The 22543-nt window shown below is 42.8% G+C and carries 21 protein-coding genes and 1 rRNA gene; 15 read left to right on the top strand and 7 right to left on the bottom strand.

Going from position 1 to position 22543, the window contains the following annotated elements; genetic code table 11:
* From rrf to LG368_RS13080, 9 genes are all read left to right on the top strand, one after another.
* Positions 1-102, top strand: a 5S ribosomal RNA gene (gene rrf, locus LG368_RS13120); the annotation flags it as partial.
* 292 nt (positions 103-394) lie between these two features.
* Positions 395-715, top strand: a complete 321-nt coding sequence (locus LG368_RS13115) for a DMT family transporter (RefSeq protein ID WP_226755183.1) — start codon at positions 395-397, stop codon at positions 713-715.
* 139 nt (positions 716-854) lie between these two features.
* Complete coding sequence (locus LG368_RS13110; RefSeq protein WP_226755182.1) at positions 855-1082, top strand: hypothetical protein; 228 nt, start codon at positions 855-857, stop codon at positions 1080-1082.
* Positions 1083-1111: 29 nt separating this feature from the next.
* Complete coding sequence (locus tag LG368_RS13105; RefSeq protein ID WP_226755181.1) at positions 1112-2245, top strand: aminomethyl transferase family protein; 1134 nt, start codon at positions 1112-1114, stop codon at positions 2243-2245.
* Between the two features lie 96 nt (positions 2246-2341).
* The gene (locus tag LG368_RS13100; protein ID WP_226755180.1) at positions 2342-2935 is read left to right on the top strand and encodes a dimethylamine monooxygenase subunit DmmA family protein; all 594 of its coding nucleotides are present in this window, start codon (positions 2342-2344) and stop codon (positions 2933-2935) included.
* Positions 2932-3882, top strand: a complete 951-nt coding sequence (locus tag LG368_RS13095) for a PDR/VanB family oxidoreductase (protein ID WP_226755179.1) — start codon at positions 2932-2934, stop codon at positions 3880-3882. Before LG368_RS13100 ends, LG368_RS13095 begins: the two co-directional genes overlap by 4 nt.
* Positions 3883-3895: 13 nt before the next feature.
* Positions 3896-4909: a heme-dependent oxidative N-demethylase family protein gene (locus LG368_RS13090; RefSeq protein WP_226755178.1), complete on the top strand. Its 1014-nt coding sequence runs from the start codon at positions 3896-3898 to the stop codon at positions 4907-4909.
* Positions 4910-5261: 352 nt separating this feature from the next.
* Entirely contained in the window at positions 5262-6626 is a 1365-nt protein-coding gene (locus LG368_RS13085; RefSeq protein WP_226755177.1) for an ammonium transporter, read from the top strand.
* A gap of 29 nt (positions 6627-6655) precedes the next feature.
* The gene (locus tag LG368_RS13080; RefSeq protein WP_226755176.1) at positions 6656-6823 is read left to right on the top strand and encodes a hypothetical protein; all 168 of its coding nucleotides are present in this window, start codon (positions 6656-6658) and stop codon (positions 6821-6823) included.
* A 330-nt stretch (positions 6824-7153) separates the two neighbouring features.
* On the opposite strand, the gene LG368_RS13075 is transcribed toward LG368_RS13080, so the two are convergent.
* The 4 genes from LG368_RS13075 to LG368_RS13060 all read right to left on the bottom strand — a co-directional run bounded on the left by LG368_RS13075 (position 7154) and on the right by LG368_RS13060 (position 11448).
* A complete protein-coding gene (locus LG368_RS13075; protein WP_226755175.1) occupies positions 7154-8500 on the bottom strand; it encodes an NAD(P)-binding domain-containing protein in 1347 nt (448 codons plus the stop codon).
* A 188-nt stretch (positions 8501-8688) separates the two neighbouring features.
* Positions 8689-9492, bottom strand: a complete 804-nt coding sequence (locus LG368_RS13070) for a PAS domain-containing protein (protein WP_226755174.1) — start codon at positions 9490-9492, stop codon at positions 8689-8691.
* Positions 9470-10237 (bottom strand): response regulator, encoded by a 768-nt coding sequence (locus LG368_RS13065; RefSeq protein ID WP_226755173.1) that lies wholly within the window; start codon positions 10235-10237, stop codon positions 9470-9472. Before LG368_RS13065 ends, LG368_RS13070 begins: the two co-directional genes overlap by 23 nt.
* Positions 10234-11448: an ATP-binding protein gene (locus tag LG368_RS13060; protein WP_226755172.1), complete on the bottom strand. Its 1215-nt coding sequence runs from the start codon at positions 11446-11448 to the stop codon at positions 10234-10236. Before LG368_RS13060 ends, LG368_RS13065 begins: the two co-directional genes overlap by 4 nt.
* A 386-nt stretch (positions 11449-11834) precedes the next feature.
* Here LG368_RS13060 and LG368_RS13055 point away from each other — a divergent pair, with 386 nt between their 5' ends.
* Positions 11835-14129: a DUF1989 domain-containing protein gene (locus LG368_RS13055; protein WP_226755171.1), complete on the top strand. Its 2295-nt coding sequence runs from the start codon at positions 11835-11837 to the stop codon at positions 14127-14129.
* 28 nt (positions 14130-14157) lie between these two features.
* On the opposite strand, the gene LG368_RS13050 is transcribed toward LG368_RS13055, so the two are convergent.
* Positions 14158-15099 carry a LysR substrate-binding domain-containing protein gene (locus LG368_RS13050; RefSeq protein WP_226755170.1) on the bottom strand — a complete coding sequence of 314 codons (942 nt, stop codon included), beginning with the start codon at positions 15097-15099 and terminating at the stop codon, positions 14158-14160.
* Between the two features lie 106 nt (positions 15100-15205).
* On the opposite strand from LG368_RS13050, the gene LG368_RS13045 reads away from it, so the two are divergent.
* Complete coding sequence (locus tag LG368_RS13045; protein WP_226755169.1) at positions 15206-16114, top strand: DMT family transporter; 909 nt, start codon at positions 15206-15208, stop codon at positions 16112-16114.
* Here LG368_RS13045 and LG368_RS13040 read toward each other — a convergent pair.
* On the bottom strand, positions 16100-16714 hold the full coding sequence (locus LG368_RS13040) for a TetR/AcrR family transcriptional regulator (RefSeq protein WP_226755168.1): 615 nt from the start codon (positions 16712-16714) through the stop codon (positions 16100-16102). The two genes, LG368_RS13045 and LG368_RS13040, sit on opposite strands and share 15 nt — an antisense overlap.
* A gap of 111 nt (positions 16715-16825) precedes the next feature.
* On the opposite strand from LG368_RS13040, the gene LG368_RS13035 reads away from it, so the two are divergent.
* Positions 16826-18850, top strand: coding sequence for an NADPH-dependent 2,4-dienoyl-CoA reductase (locus tag LG368_RS13035; protein ID WP_226755167.1), 2025 nt, complete (start codon positions 16826-16828; stop codon positions 18848-18850).
* 43 nt (positions 18851-18893) lie between these two features.
* Here LG368_RS13035 and LG368_RS13030 read toward each other — a convergent pair whose 3' ends face one another.
* The gene (locus LG368_RS13030; RefSeq protein WP_226755166.1) at positions 18894-19418 is read right to left on the bottom strand and encodes a hypothetical protein; all 525 of its coding nucleotides are present in this window, start codon (positions 19416-19418) and stop codon (positions 18894-18896) included.
* A gap of 327 nt (positions 19419-19745) precedes the next feature.
* On the opposite strand from LG368_RS13030, the gene iscR reads away from it, so the two are divergent.
* The 3 genes from iscR to sufC all read left to right on the top strand — a co-directional run bounded on the left by iscR (position 19746) and on the right by sufC (position 22543).
* Positions 19746-20234: a Fe-S cluster assembly transcriptional regulator IscR gene (iscR, locus tag LG368_RS13025; RefSeq protein ID WP_226755165.1), complete on the top strand. Its 489-nt coding sequence runs from the start codon at positions 19746-19748 to the stop codon at positions 20232-20234.
* A gap of 73 nt (positions 20235-20307) precedes the next feature.
* Complete coding sequence (sufB, locus tag LG368_RS13020; RefSeq protein WP_226755164.1) at positions 20308-21744, top strand: Fe-S cluster assembly protein SufB; 1437 nt, start codon at positions 20308-20310, stop codon at positions 21742-21744.
* Between the two features lie 13 nt (positions 21745-21757).
* The gene (gene sufC / locus LG368_RS13015) at positions 21758-22543 is read left to right on the top strand and encodes a Fe-S cluster assembly ATPase SufC (RefSeq protein WP_226755163.1); all 786 of its coding nucleotides are present in this window, start codon (positions 21758-21760) and stop codon (positions 22541-22543) included.

The raw sequence follows: 22543 nt of genomic DNA, 5'->3' as shown, positions 1-22543 counted from the left end.
GAGGCGTTGAACCACCTGATCCCATCCCGAACTCAGAAGTGAAAAGCGCCATCGCCGATGGTAGTGTGGGGGATCCCATGTGAGAGTAGGTCGTCGTCAAGCTTTAAACACGAGAAGCCCTGATAGCTTATGCTGTCAGGGCTTTTTTCGTTTTGTACCCTTCACACCCCTCACTGTAATACTCAATAAGCGCCATAGAAATACGCTACAAAAAAGCCCCGAGTGCTGTAGCAGTCTACATAGTAGGTTGGGGCTTTTTTTGTACTTTTATCTTTTGAGTTATACAGTGTAATTTCTGGAAAGAAGTATTTTTTTGAGGATTCTACTTTAGGCACAATTTTTGATATTGAAAACGTGGTTCTATTACGATCTTAAATCAAAAAGGGAAAATTTTATGGCTTGGTATTACTTGTTCATTGCTGGTGTTCTTGAATGTATGTGGGCAATTGGTTTGAAGTATAGCAACGGATTTACAAAATTATGGCCTTCAGTGTTTAGTGTTACCCTCATTGTTGTCAGTCTTTTCTTGTTGTCTTTGTCGATGAAAACCATTCCTGTTGGTATGGCCTATGCGATATGGACAGGGATAGGGGCTACGTCTCTTGTTATAATTGGAATGGTTTTTATGGGAGAGCCGGCAGGCTTAGCTCGAATAGTATGTTTGTTGATGATCATCGCTGGCATTGTTGGACTACAGCTTATGGGTGAAAGCTAAAATACCCTTTTAAGGTTTAAAGTATGAGAGGTCACTCATATGAAGACCTCTCAGAAGTCTCCCTCTCTCATATTATAAATGCCCTCTAATTGAGCTTTTTGCCAAAATCTTGGCTGATTTTTGTACTAATAGTGCACAAGTGCTCTATCAGTCTTTAATGTATCTATTAAATAGTCATATTTTTTCTCAAAAGTATCGATTTATCATTGGCTTAACCTTTAAGAAATTAAAATTCTTTTTAAGAATGGGCTTGGCAAGCATTTTGCTTTCTTTAAAAGAAATTAATATTCCTTATGGTGTTTTTAATGAATCTTTATGTAAAGAGCCATTTGGAAGCCCTATAAAGAATGTTTTGGTCAAACCATAAATGAAGGTTAATACTTGAGGGAGTAGAGCATGGCAACATCTTGGCGTTATTCAGCACTGGCTGAAAGGCACAGACAATTAGGTTCTAAACTAGAGGATTGGAATGGTTTAGCCACCCCTTGGACTTACAGTAATGACGTTTCTAAATCTTATGAAGCGATTAGAACGAAAGCTGGTCTCATGGATGTCTCCGGTCTCAAAAAAGTACATTACGTTGGTCCTCACGCGGAAAGCTTGCTTGATTACGCAATGACACGAGACATATCAAAACTGTATCCAGGTAAATCTGTATATGCCTCAATGCTGAATGAAAGTGGCAAGTTTGTTGACGACTGTATTGTTTACAGAACAGGCCCTAACGCTTTTATGGTTGTTCACGGTGCCGGCATTGGTCATGAAATGCTGGTGCGCTCAGCGCAGGGTCGTCAAGTTGCTGTGTTATTTGATGATGATTTGCATGATATTTCATTGCAAGGCCCAGAAGCAGTCAAGTTTTTATCTGAACACGTTGAGGGTATTGAAAACCTCCCCTATTTTCATCACATACAGAGCCGTTTATTTGGTTGCCCTGTGATGATTTCTCGCACCGGCTATACAGGAGAGCGAGGCTATGAAATTTTTTGTAAAGCTGCAGATGTTGGCTTGCTTTGGGACACCATTTTAGAGAAGGGAGCGCCTTTTGGTATTATTCCTTGTGCTTTTCTAGCGCTAGATATGCTTCGAGTTGAGAGTTCTTTATTGTTCTTTCCTGATGATAATTCGGAAACCTTTGCTTTTGAAAACGATCCTGCAGGAGATACTCTGTGGGAACTTGGTCTTGACTTCACGGTATCAAAAGATAAAACAGAGTTTCGTGGTGCACCAGATCATTTTCGATTAAAAGGAAAGGAGCGTTTTAAAATATTTGGTGTGCTTTTGGAAGGCAATATCGCGTCAAAGTCGGGCGATACACTTTGGTCAGACGGTAAAGAAATTGGAGTGGTTACCTGTGGTATGTACTCAACGTTGACCGGTAAGTCGATGGCTATTGCTAGAGTAATGGTAGATTTCGCTCAACATGGTAAAGCGGTAGAGATAAAAGGGAGTCTTGAGGTATCTGCTGTAACCCACAATTTGCCATTTGATGATCCAGAGAAGAAAAAACGTACGGTTAAAGGCTGGTAATAAGAAGCCACTAGACTTTAAGTTTAGTGGCTCTCTTTGTTTTTAAGGCATCTACGTTATTTTACTCATCATAAAGTTATGAGAAGGGGAGTCATAATGGAACCTGATGTGTCGTCAAGAGTGGTTAGTCGTCCTATATATGATCAAGTGAAATCGGTTGTTCCGCTTTCGGATAATAACCTCTTTATTTGTGAGGGCAGCGTATCGGAACAGCAACAATCTATGTACCTACATAGTGAGTGTCCAAAAAAAAGCTTGGTATGTATCATTTCTGATCATCAAAATATTCAGACTGAAAGTGCAGCCGATAGTTTAGTAAAGTGCCAAAAAATGGGGGGGTTCATTGATAGTCTACCTCAGAAACTGTCTTTTATGACTTTGTCAAGTCGAGCATACCTTGAAGGAAGCGAAGGTTTTTTGTGGCGTATTTATCGCGTTCTTTTAGAGCTGGGAATGGATCCTCAACAAATTATCATGCAGCCTCCAGTCACAAACAATCGCGACATTTTTTGTCCTCACTGTTTTACGATTACTGAAGGAGTCAACAAGACAGTCTCAGAGTGTCGTCAGTGTGAGCGTCTACTGTATGTGAGCGATCACTTTTCAAAACGACATGGTGCTTACTTTAGCTATCAGGTGAATGCAGAAGATCCTAATGATATCCCTGAAATAAAGGAGTTAAGGAGATGAGCAGTAGTCAATTAAAAGTTAAGGTTGCTGAGATACATCGAGTAGCACCGACCATCCGAGAATTTACTTTTATAGGAATGGGTTGCGCTTTACCTCACTTTTCACCGGGTTCTCACACTATGGTTGTGATGGAAGGAGCAGGCAAAACCTACCGAAATGCTTATTCATTGCTGAGTGATGCTGCGAATGCCCATGAGTATAAAATAGCTGTTCGTCTCCAAGATGATTCCCGTGGAGGTTCAGTTTTCATGCATGAGCAAGTGAAAGAGGGTGATGAATTATATATTACACCGCCTTTAAATTTGTTTGCACCGCATTGGAAAGCAAAAAAACACCTACTTTTAGCCGGTGGTGTTGGAATTACTCCCTTCATGTCTTATTTACCTGAGTTTTTACGCCAAGGAGTGGATGTTGAGTTGCATTATTTATTTCGTGGTAAGCAAACAGGTGCCTATCAAGAAGAACTTCGACACCTACTTGGTGATAAATTGACCACTTACGATGCAGATAAGTCTCAACGTTGTGTATTGATTGAGCTATTAAAGCAGCAACCTCTAGGAACGCATATTTATATCTGCGGGCCTGATAAATTGGTAGAGGGGGTTGAGCAGGCAGCGAAAGAACTTGGTATTCCTAAGTCAGTTATTCACTCTGAAGCTTTTGCATCCCCAAAACCCGGTACACCGTTTCAAGTTGAGGTTAAATCAAGTGGGCAACTAGTGTCTGTGAGTGAGCAAGATACGATGTTGGAAGCGTTGGAAACGGCAGGGATTGCTGTACCAAGTTTATGTCGTGCCGGAGTCTGTGGGCAATGTCTTTGTATGGTGGAGGGCGGTGACATAGAGCATCGTGATAACTACTTGTCTGAAAAAGAGAAGTCATCAGGCAAGGTAATTATGCCTTGTGTATCTCGTATCACCAATGAACGAATTGTCATCGACCTTTAGGAGTAACCATGTCATGCGAGTAGCACCTAAGCCAGTGCAGAGTTTTCGAAATGATTTTACGTATACAAATAGTAGTGAAGCGATAAAACGTTTCCCTTTTCCCTTTGTAGAAGACGAATACCGTTACAGTGTCAATATTGAATCACACACTCCAAAAGGGGGGGAAGGATCAGTTTATGAGCATTTCCTTGATATAGATGAGCATTACTTATCTGAAATGGCAGAAAGAGCCATTGTACTAGAAGAGACGCCCGCTCGTTGTTTGTCTATGGAACACATGACTCTTGCGGGGTGGGATTTTCTAGAAAGAATGATGGTGTCTTTATCAGAAGATTACCCAAGTTACTTTGTTTTGCAAAGAAGTGATAATGAGTGGTGCTGGGAAAATAAATTACTGAATATTACTGATACTTTCACTTTTGGTGATGATAGTACGTTGCCTATGCCGCCTCTCGATTATATAGGGCGCCAAGTTCAAGGAGACTTTGCACTTTTAGATCAACGAGATAATGATTTATTTATGGATGCCGGCATGATTACTTGCCCAGCTGATTGGTCGTTAGCATTTGATGCTGGAATGAGTTTTAGTGAATGGCATGGTCCCGTTCCTTTAGCTCATAATGCAGGTATTTTTGAGCGAGCATTAAAGTATCTAACCGCTATTCCAGTGGGTAGCCCAGCGCGTCGATTAAATTGGACGTTAACGATTAATGCTCGTATGGACACTTCACCGGAAACATACCCAAGTTGGGGACATGAACGAACCAGTGTTACAGCAGAGAATGTAGCACAGAAGGTCTATTTACGAGTGGAGTTACAAGTAATGGATCGTATGCCACGTAGTAATGCTCTTTTGTTTAGTATTCGAACATACCTTATTAGCTTAGAAGATATTTCTACGAATATTGAATGGGCTAAACGTATGCATAGAGCCATGAAAACCTTACCTAAACCACTTATTGACTACAAAGGATTAACTCGCTTCCATCCTCTTGTTGTTGACTATTTGTCTCAATTTGATAAATAGTTTTTTAAAAATCACATCATGCTATCTTTTGAAACCGTCTTTTTAGGCGGTTTTTTTCGACAATATTACCTCATTAAAAAGCACACAATTTGATCAGTTTTTCAAATGCAGTCAAGCTTTTTGTCCATAATCGATCATCAAATAATAAATTCTTCCTTATTTTACGATTATAGTAGGTGTATTAATTTTAACATATTGAAAGATATGAGTTTTATTTAGTTGGCATAAAAAATGCTTTTCTTGATGGGAAATAAAAATTACTAAAGTGAATTTTTATTTAATGCATCACAATGATAGCGAAATAGAAAAGCAACACAAAACCCTATAAACAATTGCTTAAGAGGTATGTGTAATGGAACCAACAGCTCCAACGATCGAACAGTTGCAGTCTCTGATTGAGATGACAACGACAATTAATATGGAAGTCTTTTATTGGTGGTGTACCGCTTTTATGGTCATTATCCATGTTGGCTTTTTAGCTTATGAGATGGGCGCATCGCGTCTAAAAAATACATTGGCGTCTGGTGTTAAGAATATATTAGCCTTTGCTTTTATTATTCCAACGTTCTTTTTCTTTGGGTGGTGGATTTATTTGGCCATGTACAATGGTTTTACACCAGATTTTGAGGCAGGAGCAGGAGGTTTGCCTTGGGCGACCTCAATGGGGCCGAATTTATCAGACAGTGCCAGTGGTATTTTCTGGGGAGCGTTTGTGCTCTTTGCTGCGACCACAGCGTCCGTGTTTTCGGGTGCCGTTATCGAGCGTATTCGCATGAGCTCTTTTTTGATTCTGGCAATCATTTTAGGTTCTGCCGTTTGGATTTTGGCTGCATCATGGGGATGGCATCCTGATGGCTGGTTAACGACTCAGTGGGGTTTCCATGACTTTGGTGCAGCAGGTTGTGTCCATATGGTAGCAGGGTTCTTCGCGCTGGGTGTGACGATTAACTTGGGTGCTCGTCTTGGCCGATTTGCGGAAGATGGTACTCCAGTTGACATCAAAGGTCATAATATGCCGATGACGGTGATTGGTCTAATGCTGATTATTGTTGGCTTTTTTGGCTTCCTTGGCGGCTGTATGATTTATATGGGAAGTGGTCAATGGACGACTATTTTCGGGACGCCAGTCACACTGTCTGCAGTGAGTTTTAACACCTTGATGGCCGCTTCCGGTGGTATTATCGGCGCTTACTTTATTACCCGTCAGCCATTTTGGATGATGTCGGGCGCATTGGTAGGGGTTGTTTCTTGTGCACCGGGCCTAGACTTATACTATCCCCCACTTGCCTTTTTAATTGGTATGTTTGCCAGCATGGTTGCACCATTGACCGATAGATTCTTAACCAAACGATTTAAGCTAGATGATGCTGTTGGTGCGTTTGCTGTCCATGGTATGGGTGGCTTCATTGGTATTGTGGCATTAGGTGTGTTTAGTGGTTTTCCAAATATAGCAGAAGGTACACCAAATATTTCTTTCTCAGGTCAGTTAATGAGTGCCGTCGTGATGGCTTTATTAGGCTTTATCCCAGGGTACGGCTTGTCTTTTGTCATGGCAAAAATGGGTGTGTTGCGTGTGCCACCTAAAGCAGAGGTAGCTGGTCTTGATTTAGTAGAAGTACCATTAGAGGCATATCCAGAATCTAATCCATCGTCTAAAAGTCATACACCAACACCTATTTCTGCACCTGTAGAGCCGATTGCCACAGCGACTGTTTAATTAATTAAAAAACAACAAGGAGAAATACTATGAATGCGAGTCCAATTACTTCATGGGAAGGTGCTACAGCTTACTTTACGTTTGCGAATAATCCAACTATGATGTCTATTATATTAACGTTATCAGTGCTTGTGACTGTCGGAATTATAGTTGCTAGTGTAGTACATGAAAACAAGACATATATTGATTATCAATAAATACTTGTAATATCAAAAGGCCGCAATATTTGCGGCCTTTTTTTTACTCTATTCAGTGATAATAAAGGAGTATTGCTGGAAGTAGATGTAATGATTTTTATGATGTGAGGTGTACTTACAATACGGCTTAAATCTTTATTGGGTGAGTAGTAAAGAATGTTTACATCTTCATGTAATGCTTATAAAGCAAGCTACAGGTTTATTTTTGATATATAAAATATAATTTTATTATTAAGATATAAGAAGATAATTACACTGTGTAGTGATTGAATTTTTATCATGAAATAAAAAATGGCCAATATATGGCCATTTTTTAATTAGCAGGTTTAACTATGAATTTGATAGATAAGATTCTAACGAATCATCTAATGCATCAATCCAAGGTGTATGATGTGGTGGAGACATAGTTCCTGTCATTAATGAACGATAGGAGTAATTACGAAAGTTCATAATGTCTTGCTTCTTATGGTTTTTCCATTCAAGAAATGTCTTATTAACACCCTTAATATCAAAAGTGGGGTAATCTGTTGCCTCAATTAGTTCAAGAATATAATCGCCTTGAAAGGTAAACATCTCTTCATTTGTTTCAAGTGTTAATTCTTTTTCACGCCAAGCCAGACTGTTGTCGGTCATTTCCTGTTTTGTTTCTGGTAGAGCGATTTTCCCCATAATGATGTCACGAACATACCAAGCTTGAGCATCAAACATATTAAATGTGTACCACTGGTCTTGCATGCCAAGGTAGAAAAGTTGTGTGTTATTTTCCCAAACAACGCCTTTATATAGATCCAATGGCCATAGGCGATTGTCTGCTTTGAGGCGTAAAGACTCTTCTAGGAAAGGGAAATGATGCAAATAGCCGGTACAGAGAATGATGGCATCAACTTTTTTAGATGTGCCATCAATAAAGTAGGCGGTATCACCATCAACCTTGGTAAGTAACGGCTTTTCTTCCCAGTTTTCAGGCCACTTGTAACCCATTGGGGCAGAACGATAACACGATGTAATAGAGCGAGCGCCATATTTGTAGCATTGAGAACCGATGTCTTCTGCAGAGTAGCTACTGCCTACGATCAGTAAATCCTTATCTTTAAATTCAAGCGCATCACGGAAATCGTGAGCATGTAGAATGCGTCCACCAAAGGTTTCAAAACCTTCAAAAGAAGGGACTCTTGGTGTAGAGAAATGGCCTGATGCAACAATGACTTGATCAAAAACTTCAGAGTAAACCACATCTTTATTATGGTCATGTACTGTGACAGTAAACTGCTTGCTTGTTTCATCAAACGTGATGTTTTGTACTGCTGTTTGGAAGCGGATGTATTTGCGAACCCCCGCTTTTTCTACTCGCCCCTTGATGTAATCCCACAAGACCTCTCTTGGTGGGTAGGAAGCGATGGCCTTACCAAAATGCTCCTCAAAACTGTAATCTGCAAACTCTAGACATTCTTTAGGTCCGTTTGACCAAAGATAGCGGTACATACTACTGTGAACAGGCTCACCATTTTCATCTAATCCTGTACGCCACGTATAATTCCACTGCCCACCCCAGTCATTTTGTTTTTCGAAACATACTAGTTCAGGGATTACGTCACCTTTTGATTCAGCTGATTGAAAGGCTCGTAATTGAGCGAGACCACTTGGACCTGCGCCAATAATGGCAATGCGTTGTGTCATGCTTTTCTCCGTACTATAAGTTAGTTGCGACTTGATTCTCTTTTTTCATGAATAACATAAGGATAACAATAATTTAAGAACTCTTAAACACCCACGAAAGAATACACAAAAAGAGGTAGTATGAAGGGTTGAGAAAATACGGTAAAAATGATGATAGGTAAAAGTGATCTTTGAGGATTTTTTCCTCTTTACAATGTTTGTACAATGACCCCTTCAATACTTAATATTTCTCCTGTTGTTGAGTAAATACCCTGTCCTTTTTCAATCACATTTAAGTAGTGGCCTTTCCTGTTTTTTAGCCGATAATGCAATTCAAAACGACGATATTCTCGCAAGGAAGACTGGACATTCTGCCAGACTATTTCGGCGTCTTCAGGGTGAATTAAATCCCCAAAACTAAGTTGTGGTTGGTTGATAAGTTGGTTTGGTTGATAGCCAATTAAATCCTCACATCCTTCGCTGATGTACTCCATAGACCAGCTGTGATTGTTTCTGCCGCGATACAATATGGCGGGCATTCGCTCAACCAAGCAAGTGAGGTTTCGGTGCTTTGCGTTGCTGATATTCTCTTCTTGTATGCGTTGAGTGACGTCTCGAATTGTGACGGTAATAAAAGACGTATTGTGCGAGTGAATCTCTTGAATACGAACTTCTCCCCATTTTATGTCCATACCTGGTATCAGCAGTCTTATCAAAAGTTCAATGTATTCCCCATGTTGGTGGGTAAGTCTGACTGCTCTTTGCCACTTCTGATGATCATCAGGGTGTAAATAATGAATAAAATAATCTGATGATGTATTTTTTGAATGGCTGGACAAACGCTGCCAGCGTCGGTTGGCGTACATAACGCAGAGAGAGTGATCGAGTATAACCACCGCATCAGACAGCTGATCCAGTACCTGACGGTATGGTGCGTGTACGTTAGGCGTTTGATTCACAACCAGCAGCTTGCTTATTTGCCTTAACAGTTTATTCCAAAGGGAAGTCAGCATTTGCATGAGCCCAAGCCGCTAAGGCAAGTCGTGAACTAAGATTAAGTTTGCGTAACAAATTTTTGACATACACTTTGACAGTACCGTCACTGATGCCTAATTCCCTAGCAATCAACTTATTGCTCATACCGTAGGTAATAAGTTTTAAGGTCTGTCGCTCCCTTTCTGTCAGATTCAGTGTGCTTGTTGAAGAATTATTCATGACGGCGGTGTTTTTCTCAGACACTGTTTTTTCAATAGTGGTTTGTTCATTCGTGGGTTGATAGGGTGTGCTCATAAGAGTGTCAATGTCTTTTGACATATGCCTTGCCAGTCGCGTAACACCTGTTGGACTAAGTGCAATATTACCCTCAATGACGCTGTGTAATTTGCTGATAATATCATTAGGATCGGAGTCTTTGAGTAGATAACCATCGGCTCCGCCAGCGATGGCACTGAAAAACTCCGAACTATCATCTGAAGCGGTAATGATGACGACTTTTAATGGATCTTTTTTTGTATTATTTGAATCGTTATCAGTTTTTATTGCCTTGAGTAATGCCAAACCAGAGAGCTTCGGCATGTGCAAATCAATCAAGACAAGATCGATTGGTAACAGGTTAGTATGCTGTAGAAATTCATGACCATCATCAAAGTCTGCAGTGACCTGAAAGTCAGGGTGCTCGTTGAGTAAATCCACAACCCCACGACGAAAAAGCGGGTGATCATCAACAACAATGACGTTTATGAGTTTAGTCGCTGTCATGATTTGTTCCCCGTAATCGTTAACTTGACCTGTGTACCGCCTTCTTTGCGAGGTAAAACAGAGAGTGTCGCTGGAATCTTATTGGCGCGCTCTTCCATGATACGTAGACCAAAGTGACCTTGTTTCGAAGGTGTTGCCTGAAGGCCAATGCCATTGTCTTCAACAAGGATGGTGATTTCTTGCTGGGTGGTCGCTAAGATTTTTAATCTAGCATGAGTGGCTTGGGAGTGGCGTATCAGGTTGCTGAGTGCTTCTCTTACAATATATAGAACTTGAATGTCATCTGTTGTCGTTGTTGTACGGCTAACGCGGTTATCTACCTCAAAGACAATACTAGAGCGTTGTTCTGACTCTTCGATGGCTTGCAACAGGGCATCAATTAGGGTGCCCGGCGGCAAGTCCAATCGGGACATCGATATCAGGTCTCTGGACTGGCGGTACGCTAATTTTACCTGTGTGGCAATGTCTTCACTCATGTCTCTCGTTTTTTGGTCATGACATAACTCGGCTAATTGACAGGATTTAAGCCGGAGATACCCTAAGGTTTGAGCGAGCGTGTCATGCAGTTCATTGGCATGGCTAGAATGGGCTGATGCTGTTGCTCTGTGCAACTGAGCCTGATGTTGACGCCAAACGGTCCAACCTTGTGACAGTGAGCGGATCAATGGCTGTAAGCTCGATCTAATGTGTTTTTTATCAGAAACGGCTTGCTCAAAGGTTAACATTAGCCAAACCGCTGACAGAGCGTTATGACTTTCTTCGGTTGATGCCATTTCTTGTTGTGTGTGCCGTGAAATGACGATGGGTGGTACGCAAGCTGAAGCGATAATTTTGCGGAAATACACACGACCATCTGCTGATAAAGTTCCTTGATCACTGGTTGTACTGGGTATTTTTGTTTGCGTCGCCAACTGGTAATGCAGTTGCTGTAATAAATCTGGAGAAGGTGTGAGTTGGTTGGCGTGCAATAAACGCATAGAAGCAGTTGTGCTACTTGGCGACACGATATACAAATCGGCATTAAGCGTTTCTTTTGTGACGATTTGCCATTGTGTTAAAGCCTGCCTAAGAGTCTCATCAATATCGATTGTCACCGCCATATCCATAATCAATGATGCAACATCAAACTCTATGGCTGCCGGATGGCATGTCTTCTGTTTAGTGAAAAGACTAGGAATTCTGTATAACCACGTGGAAAAAGAGTTTGCCATAAATATATATAACCATCTGGCTTATAAAAATAGCTTAAGAAAAAATACAAGCTCAACGCTCATTGTGCTGGTTGAGTTAAGGTGCATTCATCAAGCTTACTAACATCATGCTAGGTGAATAATTTAAAGCAGGTAGTGTGCCAATTCGCTCTTTATTCAAGGCATTTTGGCGGGTTACTCCCTAAGACATACTCCTTTCTGACAATTGTACAAAAAAGCACTGTAGGTAAAATTTTTTCACTGTGAGGAACCTATGTGGTCGTTGCTTTGGCCGTGGTCAATCGCACCAATGGTGTCCTTTTACTGAATGTACTGCACTTGAATTGTCCAATATTTGGGTTCATCAGCCAGTACTCTTTAGCGTACATATTGTTTGGAGTGGCACTATGAATAAGCAACAGGATTCGCTTCTTGAGTCAAAAAACAGCCATCAGTTTTACCGTGTATCAGGGCAAGATGCGTTGCGATTAAGAATACGAAAAGGCGACTATGTCGACATAAGCTCCTTTGATGGCCAGCAAGGCTGCGAACTTTTGGCATTAACAGAAGGGGGCATTATGGAGGGCTTTGGCGGCCTCAGCCCAACGCGAGCGCAGAATACCTTGGCGCAACTCGCAATAAAAAGCGTCAGTGCTAAAGCATTATGGCAAAAACTCGCTGAGTGGGAGGTGACGACAGCTCATCTTGACAAGGCTTTTTGCTTTGAAGCCGACAATTTGCCAAGACTTTCTTTTGATCAAGACGTTACCTTAATTGTTTTATGTACCGGAGAAGACATGACCGTTGATGCACAACAGCCGGTCACAGAGTTACAAGTTTGCCACTCGGTGCTATGCGGTGCATGGAGTGACTTACCTGCGCCACTGACGGTAGTGGATCGAGAGTTTAGAATTCCTCATTCCAGTGCGACCCGTTACCAAGTAAAAGCGGGTGAATGGATACAAGTCATGGATGTGGAAGGCAAGCAATGTTCCGATTTTATTGCATTTGATCAGGAAGCGTTGGAACAAGGTAAAGAAATCATGTTGGATGAAGTTGGAACACGCAGTGCCATGAGTCGAAGCATGCCAACGCCTGGTTTGTATTCAAAATTCTGTGATCCTTATCAGCAAACAATGCTTGAGTTGGTGCAGGATACCGTGGGCCATCATGATAGTTTTTTATACGCTTGTAACGCTAAAGTCTATGAAGACAGTGGCTATTTTGACCATGCCAATTGCACCGACAATATAAACCAAGCACTGCAAGGAACAGGCGTTGCTCCACGCTTTGGCTGGCCAGCCATTAATTTCTTTTTCAATACAGAAGCCAGCGACTGCGGTGATATTGGCTTTGCTGAGCCTTTTTCAAGAGCGGGCGACTACGTATTGTTACGAGCAACCCGAGACCTTCTTTGTGTTTCCACATCCTGCTCAGACGATGTCGATGCGGCTAATGGTTGGCGCCCAACGGATATACACATACGTATTTACAGTGCTGAGTGCGATTTTCCCCGTTCCATAGGATACCGACTGACCCCAGAGGAGTTACCTCGTATGACCAAACAAACTGGCTTTCACCCTCGCACAGCATTACTAACCAAAAAATTCATTGAATATCGTGGTTATTGGGTAGCGTCCGAGTATCAAAATTGGGGAGCAAAAGCCGAGTATTTAGCGTGTCGTGAGCGCGTTGCTATGATTGATTTGTCACCTTTACGAAAGTTAGAAATTATTGGTCCTGATGCAGAAGATTTCCTTCAGCTTGCTCTAACCCGTAATGTTCGACGAGTTGCTGTGGGTGAAATTGTCTATTCGGCAATGTGCCATGAAACAGGCGGTATGATCGACGATGGCACCTTATTTCGTTTAGGTGAACAAGCTTTTCGTTGGATTTGTGGCGATTCTTATAGCGCTATCTGGTTACGAGAATTGGCTCAAAAAACGGGGTTAAACGTGACGGTTCGAGAATCGACGGATCAAATTCACAACCTTGCTGTACAAGGTCCACGTAGCCGAGAATTGTTAGAAAAGCTTATTTGGACCTCTGAACATCAACCTGATTTTGTCGATCTGAAATGGTTTCACTTTCTCGTTGGGCGACTTGGTGGACCAACAGGGCTGCCATTAATGGTGTCTAGAACAGGTTACACAGGGGAGTTGGGGTTTGAGGTATGGTGTCACCCGGATCATGCCCCCAGTATTTGGGACGCTATTTGGCAAGCGGGGGCAGCGTTTGACATCGCCCCATTAGGGTTTGATGCATTGGACATGCTGAGAATAGAGGCAGGACTGATTTTTGCTGATCATGAATTTTGCCCGGAAACCAATCCATTTGAAGCGGGCATTGGTTTTACAACCCCTTTAAAAACACAAGAAGAGGATTTTATCGGCCGGAGTGCGATTGAGCAGCAAACACCTGCTAGTCGCAAACGCCTTATTGGTCTGTGCATTGAAGGCAACGATAGAGTACATCATGGCGATTCTGTTTTTAATGGACGCTTTCCCGTCGGTGTTGTTACCAGCGCCATGATATCGCCTTTATTAAAAGGACAGATTGCTATGTGTAGGTTGGCTCCTAACTTTGCCGAGGTGGGTACAAAGTTGGAGATAGGTCAGTTGGATGGACATAAAAAGCGTATTAAAGCCACGGTCACCAGCTTACCTTTTTACGATCCAGAGCGAACCAAGGTAAGAAGTTAACGCATCCTGCAGTGGCGCTGTATTTTTACTATGGCGCTTTTGGAAGTATTTGTGCCTCTTTCCCCAGCCATCTGTGCAGTCGCATGATGGCGTCTTCGTGACGTCGGCTCTCTTTAAACGCAAGATAGAAATTCACTTTGGTTTTAAAGGCGCTGTTTGGAAACTTAAAAAGGGGAGATTCCTCATTTTTTTCACTCATCATGTAGTCATTAACCAAGGCAATACCTAGAGAGTGTTTTGCTGCTTCGTAGGCCAACATGAGATGACTAAAGCGATGAAACTGGACCTGTGAAGGCATGGCAAGACCCAGGTTATCAAACCAGTTGCGCCAATCTTCTGTGTGCCGTTCATAAATACTGTATGACGTAATCAATGGGAACTGTGCCAATAGCTCAGGACGGTCTGTGAGTAACCGTGTCAGGTCATATTCGGTGTTAACCCCAAGTTTTGCCTTAATCGTTTCTAAATATCGAGCGCTGCATACTGGGAAGAGTTCTTCTCGATAAAAATGCTCGAACACAAAACCTCTTTTTTCCCTTTCAGTTGTAATGAAAAAGTCAGCCGTTCGGTCTGATAAATCCGGTTTACCGTGAGTCATTTCAATACTGAGTTCCAAATCAGGGTGTAAATACTGCAATTCTGGTAAGCGTGGAATCAGCCAATACACCGCAAAAGAGCTGTATACCGCCAGTCGAATTTGTGTTTTTTGCAAGCCTTTCATGCGATTTGTCGCTTCTTCTATCTGAGAGAGCGAATGACTGATGCTGTCCAAATACTGTCGTCCTTCTCGGGTCAACTCAAGTCGACGGCCTTGGCGTTGAAATAAACTCTCACCTAAGTGATTTTCTAAGATACGAATCTGGTGAGAGACAGCACTTTGGCTGACGTTTAACTCATTGGCTGCCAAAGAGAAACTGTTCAGTCGCGCAACGGCTTCAAAAACAGGTAAAGCTTTTAGGGGAGGGAGCATCACTAACTATCCAAATAACTAATACTAAAATTAAATATATCATTTTATCTAATAAAAAGAACGGATTAGACTACGACAAAATGAACACACAAATAGGAGTAATACAATGTCAGGTCGTACCGTCAGCAGTGCTATTTTAGTACTGGTATTAGGCAGCTTTTTTGCCACACTGTGCGATGTTTTTATCAAAATGGCAGGTCCAGACGTCGCGGTTTTTCAGCTCACCTTTTTTCGTGTGGTGTTTATGTGCAGTATCTTGTGCCCCATTGCGATGGTGAAATATCAGCGTATGGATAAAAACACAGCTTTGATTGGTATGAAGTTGCACTTCATTCGAGGCAATCTATGGGTGTTGGCCGGTGTGCTATTGACGATATCTCTGGCTTCTTTGCCGTTGGCGACTGCCAATGCGGTGTTTTATACAGCGCCTATTTTTATTATGTTGCTCGGTGCTTTTTTCTATAAAGAGCGTTTAAGTATTCACGCAATTTCAGCCTCTTTACTGGGCTTTTTGGGTATCTTGATCATTCTAAGGCCGACAGAAATCACATCCGGTATGATCAGTGCTGTGCTTTTTGCTGTGGTATTGGCAGCAAACAGTTTATTGATAAAAAAAATCCCGCAAGAGCAAAGTATGCTCTACGGTTTGTGTATTACCCAGTTGTTTGCACTGCCATCGGCCGGTGCATTAGCATGGTGGGAAGGCGCTGCATTTGATCCAGATCTGCTGATTTTTGCTGCGTTATCATCCGTGTGCTCCATTTCATACAGTTTGGCTTGTTTGGTAGGGTACCGTTATATTGCGTCTAGCCAAGTGACCAGCGCAGAATATTCTGGATTAATTTTTGCCTTTTTAATTGGTTGGTGGTGGTTTGGAGAAACGCCAGACTTCGGTGTATTCATTGGTTCTTTGTTCGTTATTCTACCGCTCTTGCATTTAAGTCATCGAGACATTCGACGTTTGCGCAAGGAGCAATCTATGTCCAATGCGCGTGCCAATTTAAGTGCAGGGTAAGTGAGAAACGCAAAGTTGTCGGATCATTTGCTCTTTCATTTGGGTCAAATCAGACTGATCCAAATAAATACCATCAATAAACAGGCGAGCCAGTCCATGTAGGCTTGCCCATGTGGTTTGGCCAATCCTCAGTGGTGTGTTATCACTGGGGAGAACGCTGTCTTTTTGTAACACTTCTACCCAATCTATCCAGCATTTAAAAGTGTGTTTGGACGCTACTTTTAGAGACGCATTCGGCTTGCCTGTTTTCCACAAAGTTCGGCCATACATAAGGTCGTAAGTTTCTTTATGCTGAATGGCATCGTCTAAATATTGATGAACATAAGCGGCGAAAAGCTGAACGCTCGCACCCTCTTTCTGGGTTCGTAGTGCTAACAATCGTTGAGCCTGCTGTTGGAATCCCTTTTCTGCCAAAGCACATAATAGGGCATTTTTGTCTTTGAAATGATGATAAGGCGCTGTTCGAGAGACGCCAACGGTATCGGCTAGCTTGCGCATACTTAACCCCTCTACCCCCTGTTCTTCGATAATTTGAGAAGCGGCATTGAGTAAGGAGGCGGTTAAATCGCCATGGTGGTAATTTTTCTTTGATGTATTCATCCTACGATTAGAGCGGCTAATCTTGACAATGTCAAAATGAAAACCTATCTTGACACTGTCAACATATCAAAACCGATCCAATATCATAAAAATAATAAAGCGAGTCCTACTATGAACCAGTTTGCTTACCCACATCTTTTTCAGCCGCTCGACTTAGGCTTCACACAGTTAAAAAACCGCATCATCATGGGCTCTATGCATTTAGGGTTAGAAGAAGTAAAGGGCGGCTTTGAGCGTATGGCCGTTTTTTATGCTGAGCGAGCCAGGGGAGGAGTGGGCCTGATTGTGACGGGAGGGATCGGTCCTAATCCCGAAGGGGGAGTCTACGCTGGTGCCGCCTTGATGGTTAGCCAACACGATGTGGATAACCATCAATTGGTCACTCGGGCAGTGCACGCCGAAGGTGGAAAAATCTGTATGCAAATTCTGCACACAGGTCGATATGCTTACAACCCAAAACTGGTTGCCCCTTCCTCTTTAAAAGCGCCGATTAACCCCTTTTCTCCCCATGAATTGACTGAAGATGACATTCATCAGCAAATAGAGGATTTTGTTCAAGCCGCTGTTTTGGCGCAGCAAGCAGGTTACGACGGTGTCGAGGTAATGGGATCGGAAGGCTACTTAATTAACCAATTTGTTACATCACGAACCAACCAACGTGAGGACGAATGGGGCGGAGAATATCAACAGCGTATACGTTTTCCTCTAGAGGTCGTGCGCCGTATTCGTGAAGCGGTTGGCGAGTCTTTTATCCTTATTTACCGTCTATCGATGCTCGATTTGGTTGAGCAAGGCAGTGACCTAGACGAAGTTGTTGAGCTTGGATTAGGCATTGAAAAAGCGGGGGCAACGCTAATTAACACCGGAATCGGTTGGCACGAAGCGCGTGTACCCACCATAGCAACCAAAGTACCGAGGGCCGCGTTTACTTGGGTAACAGCGAAGTTGCGTACGCTACTGAATGTGCCACTCATCACCTCGAACCGTATTAATATGCCAGAGGTAGCCGAATCGGTGTTGGCGAGAGGGGATGCCGATTTGGTCTCCATGGCGCGTCCTTTTCTTGCTGATCCAGAATTTGTTCTAAAAGCGGAGCAAAATCGTGCGGATGAAATTAATACCTGTATTGCCTGCAACCAAGCCTGTTTGGACCATGTGTTCGACCAAAAAATGACGTCTTGTTTGGTCAACCCTAGAGCCTGTCATGAAACAGAGATGATCATGACGCCGACTCAGACACCAAAGCGGATTGGTGTCGTCGGTGCGGGTCCCGCTGGATTGGCCTTTGCAACCACGGCGGCTCAACGTGGTCATGATGTGACCTTATTCGATGCGGCCGACGAAATCGGTGGACAATTTAATATTGCTAAGCGTATTCCTGGAAAAGGCGAGTTTTATGAGACATTGCGCTATTTTACTCGCCAACTTGAACTTACTGGCGTCAATGTGTGTTTAAAGACCTCCGTGGATTCTGCATTACTGGCGAACTTGGCATTTGATGAGGTAGTAATCGCCACAGGAATTATGCCAAGGCCATTGGACATCGAAGGCATAGACCACCCTAAAGTGCTGAGTTATTTGCAAGTAATGAATGGCCATTCCGTAGGGCAGCGAGTGGCCGTGATTGGAGCCGGTGGCATTGGCTTTGATGTGTCAGAATTTCTTGTTCACCCTTCGTCTGATAAAGATCTATCGATTACAGATTTTATGGCTCAGTGGGGCGTGGATATGTCTTTTACGGCCAGAGGTGGTGTTGAGGGTGTTACGCCACAGTTTGCGCCTGCTGAACGCGATATTTATCTTTTACAACGCAAAAAGAAAAAAGTGGGTGCGACGTTAGGCAAAACCACAGGCTGGATTCACCGAACAGAGTTGCAGAAAAAAGGCGTCACCATGTTGTCAGAATGTGACTATCAAAAAATCGATGATCAAGGTCTGCATTTGTTAGTCGCGGGTGAAGCACGCTGTTTAGACGTAGACAACGTGGTGATTTGTGCAGGGCAGTTGCCAAACAAAACCTTGGGAGAAAGTTTGGAAAGTGATCTGATTCATTATATTGGAGGAGCAGATGTAGCGTCTGAGTTGGATGCTAAGCGCGCCATTAAGCAGGGAACTTTATTGGCGATGACCATTTGATGTCAGTTATCGCCATGGTTAGCTGAGCAAGCCATCACACAGATTATTGTGATGGCTTATCATTAGGTTCGCCGGTTTTTAACAAAGCCAGTAAATCCTCACGTTGGATACTGCCTTTGAGAGCAAGATCCAGTTGATATTGGTATTCATTGTTCCAGTCAGTTGTTCTAGGCACAACATTGGATAAATCTTTCATGGAAGATTTCATGACTTTTAAATAGGCCTGAATATTTCGCTCTTGATCAATTAAAATATTTTTCAGCGCTGTTGCACTGCTATGCCGCAAATACAGTGTCAGAACGTCGTCTTGTGCTTCTAAAGCATTGATTTTTAACTGTTGAGCCTCTATCAACGCTTCCATATCGGTTAACAGTGTCTCTTGTTCAGTCACCTTCTCTTCAAGTGGTGATGCCTCTGAGCCAGGTTGTAGTAGAAAAAATGTCACGCCAGAAGAGGCGCCAACGCTGAAAGCAAAGCATAGAAAAAATGCAATGGGCAGCATGAAAGACCGTTTCTTCTTAACCGTCTCTTGTTCTGTTGTTTCTTCTGGTGCCGTTTTGGGTGCCATCTTATTTCCCCTTATATCCTCAAAGTAGGCGACTGCATCTAATACGATGACAAATTGTGTCCTTATTTTGTGGGAAAGAACAAGTGATTTTATGTGTCTGACGTGTTTTTCAGCCTCTGAGTGGCTCCTCTACAATAAAATGGGATTCTTAATGGATGGTGCGTTTGGTGGTTTTGTTTTGCGGTAGAGCAAAGTAAAATACGCTACCCATTGGCATGGCACTCAGTAAAGAGGTAATAACCTACTAAATTACTCAGGTAAATACTTGATCAAAACAGTAGGTTTTTGTACTATTTATCCTAATAGAACAATCTAAATGGATAGCTTATGCGCCTGACAACAAAAGGTCGTTACGCGGTAACCGCCATGCTTGATTTGGCATTGCATTCAGATCAAGGGCCTGTGTCTTTGTCTGATATTTCAAGCAGACAAGGAATTTCTTTATCTTATCTTGAACAATTATTCTCTAAGCTGCGTAAGAAATCACTGGTAAACAGTGTGAGAGGTCCAGGAGGAGGTTATCGTCTTAATCGCGCGAATGAAGATATTTATGTCGCGCAGATTGTCGATGCTGTCAATGAATCGGTTGACGCAACCGGCTGTAGAGGGCGGAGTGATTGTCAAAGCGGCGACACTTGCCTTACCCATCATTTATGGTGTGATTTAAGCGATCAAATTCACGATTTTTTAAATCAAATTAGTCTAGATCAGTTAGTGCGGCGCAACGATGTACGTCAGGTCGCACAGCGACAGCAGTTCCAAAGCAAACAACGTTGTCTTGAAAGTGATAAAATTACCGCAGCGATTGTTGATTAAGTAAAGAATTAATTAAGTTGAACCTGATGCGCTGTAGTCAGTGCATTTGTTCCTATAACAAGTGAGTTTTTATATGACTGAGCAGATAGATAAGGCGCTGGCACGGGAATACGAAGCGGGCTTTGTGTCTGATGTGGAATCAGAAACGTTTGAGCCTGGTTTAAATGAAGATGTTATTCGACGTATTTCGGTAATGAAAGGCGAGCCAGAATGGATGCTTGAGTGGCGTTTGAGTGCATTTCGCGAGTGGCTCGAAATGGAGGAGCCTGAGTGGGCGCTGGTGGATTATCCAAAAGTGGATTTTCAGGCCATTTCTTATTACTCCGCACCGAAAAGTATGAAAGACAAGCCCAAGTCGTTAGACGAGGTGGATCCTGAGTTACTGCGGACATACGAAAAACTCGGTATTCCACTTATTGAGCAACAAATGCTGGCGGGTATTGCCGTTGATGCTGTTTTTGACTCTGTCTCTGTGGTGACGACGTTTCGTGAAAAGTTAGAAGAAGCGGGCGTTATTTTCTGTCCTATTTCTGAAGCGGTTCACAAGTATCCTGATCTGGTTAAAAAATATCTTGGCAGCGTCGTGCCTAAGAAAGACAACTATTACGCCGCACTAAACTGTGCGGTGTTTACGGATGGTTCATTTGTGTATATTCCAAAAGGCACCCGTTGCCCGATGGAGTTGTCGACTTATTTTCGTATTAACGAGCAGAATACCGGTCAGTTTGAACGCACTCTGATCGTAGCGGATGAAGGAAGTCACGTCAGTTATTTGGAAGGCTGTACTGCTCCTCAGCGAGATGAAAACCAGTTGCATGCTGCTGTCGTTGAATTGGTTGCTATGGATAATGCAGAGATCAAATATTCCACTGTGCAGAACTGGTATCCAGGCGATGAAAATGGCAAAGGTGGTATTTACAACTTTGTTACTAAGCGTGGTATTTGCCACACCAGTGCAAAGATCTCCTGGACACAGGTAGAAACAGGGTCTTCTGTTACTTGGAAATACCCAAGCTGTGTATTAAAAGGCGATAACAGTGTTGGAGAGTTTTACTCGGTTGCTCTAACACGTGGTCGTCAACAAGCCGATACCGGTACCAAAATGATTCACCTTGGTAAAAACACCAAGTCGACCATCATTACCAAGGGTATCTCGGCGGGTCGCAGTAACAACAGTTACCGTGGCTTGGTACGAATGAACCCTGGTGCACAAGGTGCGCGAAATTTCACACAATGTGATTCACTGCTGATTGGCGACCAATGTGGTGCCCATACTTTTCCTTACGTAGAAAGTCGTAACCCTTCTGCTATTATCGAGCACGAAGCAACGACGTCGAAAGTCAGCGATGAGCAGATGTATCTTTGCCGTCAACGTGGTCTTGATCCTGAAAAAGCCGTATCGATGATAGTGAACGGTTTCTGTAAAGAAGTATTTAAAGAATTACCCATGGAATTTGCCGTTGAAGCGGGCAAATTACTAGAAATAAGCCTTGAAGGCTCTGTAGGTTAAGGAATTATTGAACATGTCGAATACCCAAAGTTTGTTGACGATCGAAGAGTTGTACGCCAGCGTAGAAGAAAAGCAAATCATCAAGGGGTTAAATTTAGACGTTAAGCCAGGTGAAGTGCACGCCATTATGGGTCCAAACGGAGCCGGTAAAAGTACATTAGGTTATGTACTGTCTGGTCGAGACGGTTACAGTGTTGAAAGCGGCAGTGCTGTATTAGACGGACAAGATCTGCTTGAAATGGAGACGGAAGATCGTGCTCGCGCGGGACTTTTCTTGGCGTTTCAATACCCAGTGGAAATTCCAGGTGTGAGTAACTTAGAGTTCCTAAAAGCGTCCGTTGATGCTCAGCGCGAAGCGCGCGGTGAAGAAGCGATTACTTCCGCGGAATTTTTGAAAGAAGCAAAAGCGGCCTGTAAGCAAGTAAACTTGCCTGTTTCTTTTCTAAAGCGCGGTGTGAATGAGGGCTTTTCTGGCGGCGAGAAAAAGCGTAACGAGCTGATGCAGATGCTATTGCTAAAACCTAAGCTGTGTATTTTGGATGAAACGGATTCCGGTCTTGACATCGACGCCTTGCAAGTTGTAGCGGAAGGGGTGAATAGCCAGCGTTCTGCAGACCGTAGTTTTATTGTTGTCACGCATTACCAACGTCTTTTAGATTACATTAAGCCAGATTTTGTTCATGTATTGTCGGATGGCAAAATTGTGAAAAGTGGTGATGCATCCTTGGCCTTGGAGTTAGAAGCTCAAGGTTACGCGTGGTTACAAAAAGAGCCAGCTGAAGACGAGCTAGAGGGGTAA

This window comes from Marinomonas algarum (genome assembly GCF_020532605.1).
Lineage (GTDB): Bacteria > Pseudomonadota > Gammaproteobacteria > Pseudomonadales > Marinomonadaceae > Marinomonas > Marinomonas algarum.
The sequence above is the reverse complement of the archived record's forward strand: the minus strand, read 5'-3'. Positions and strand labels throughout refer to the sequence as shown.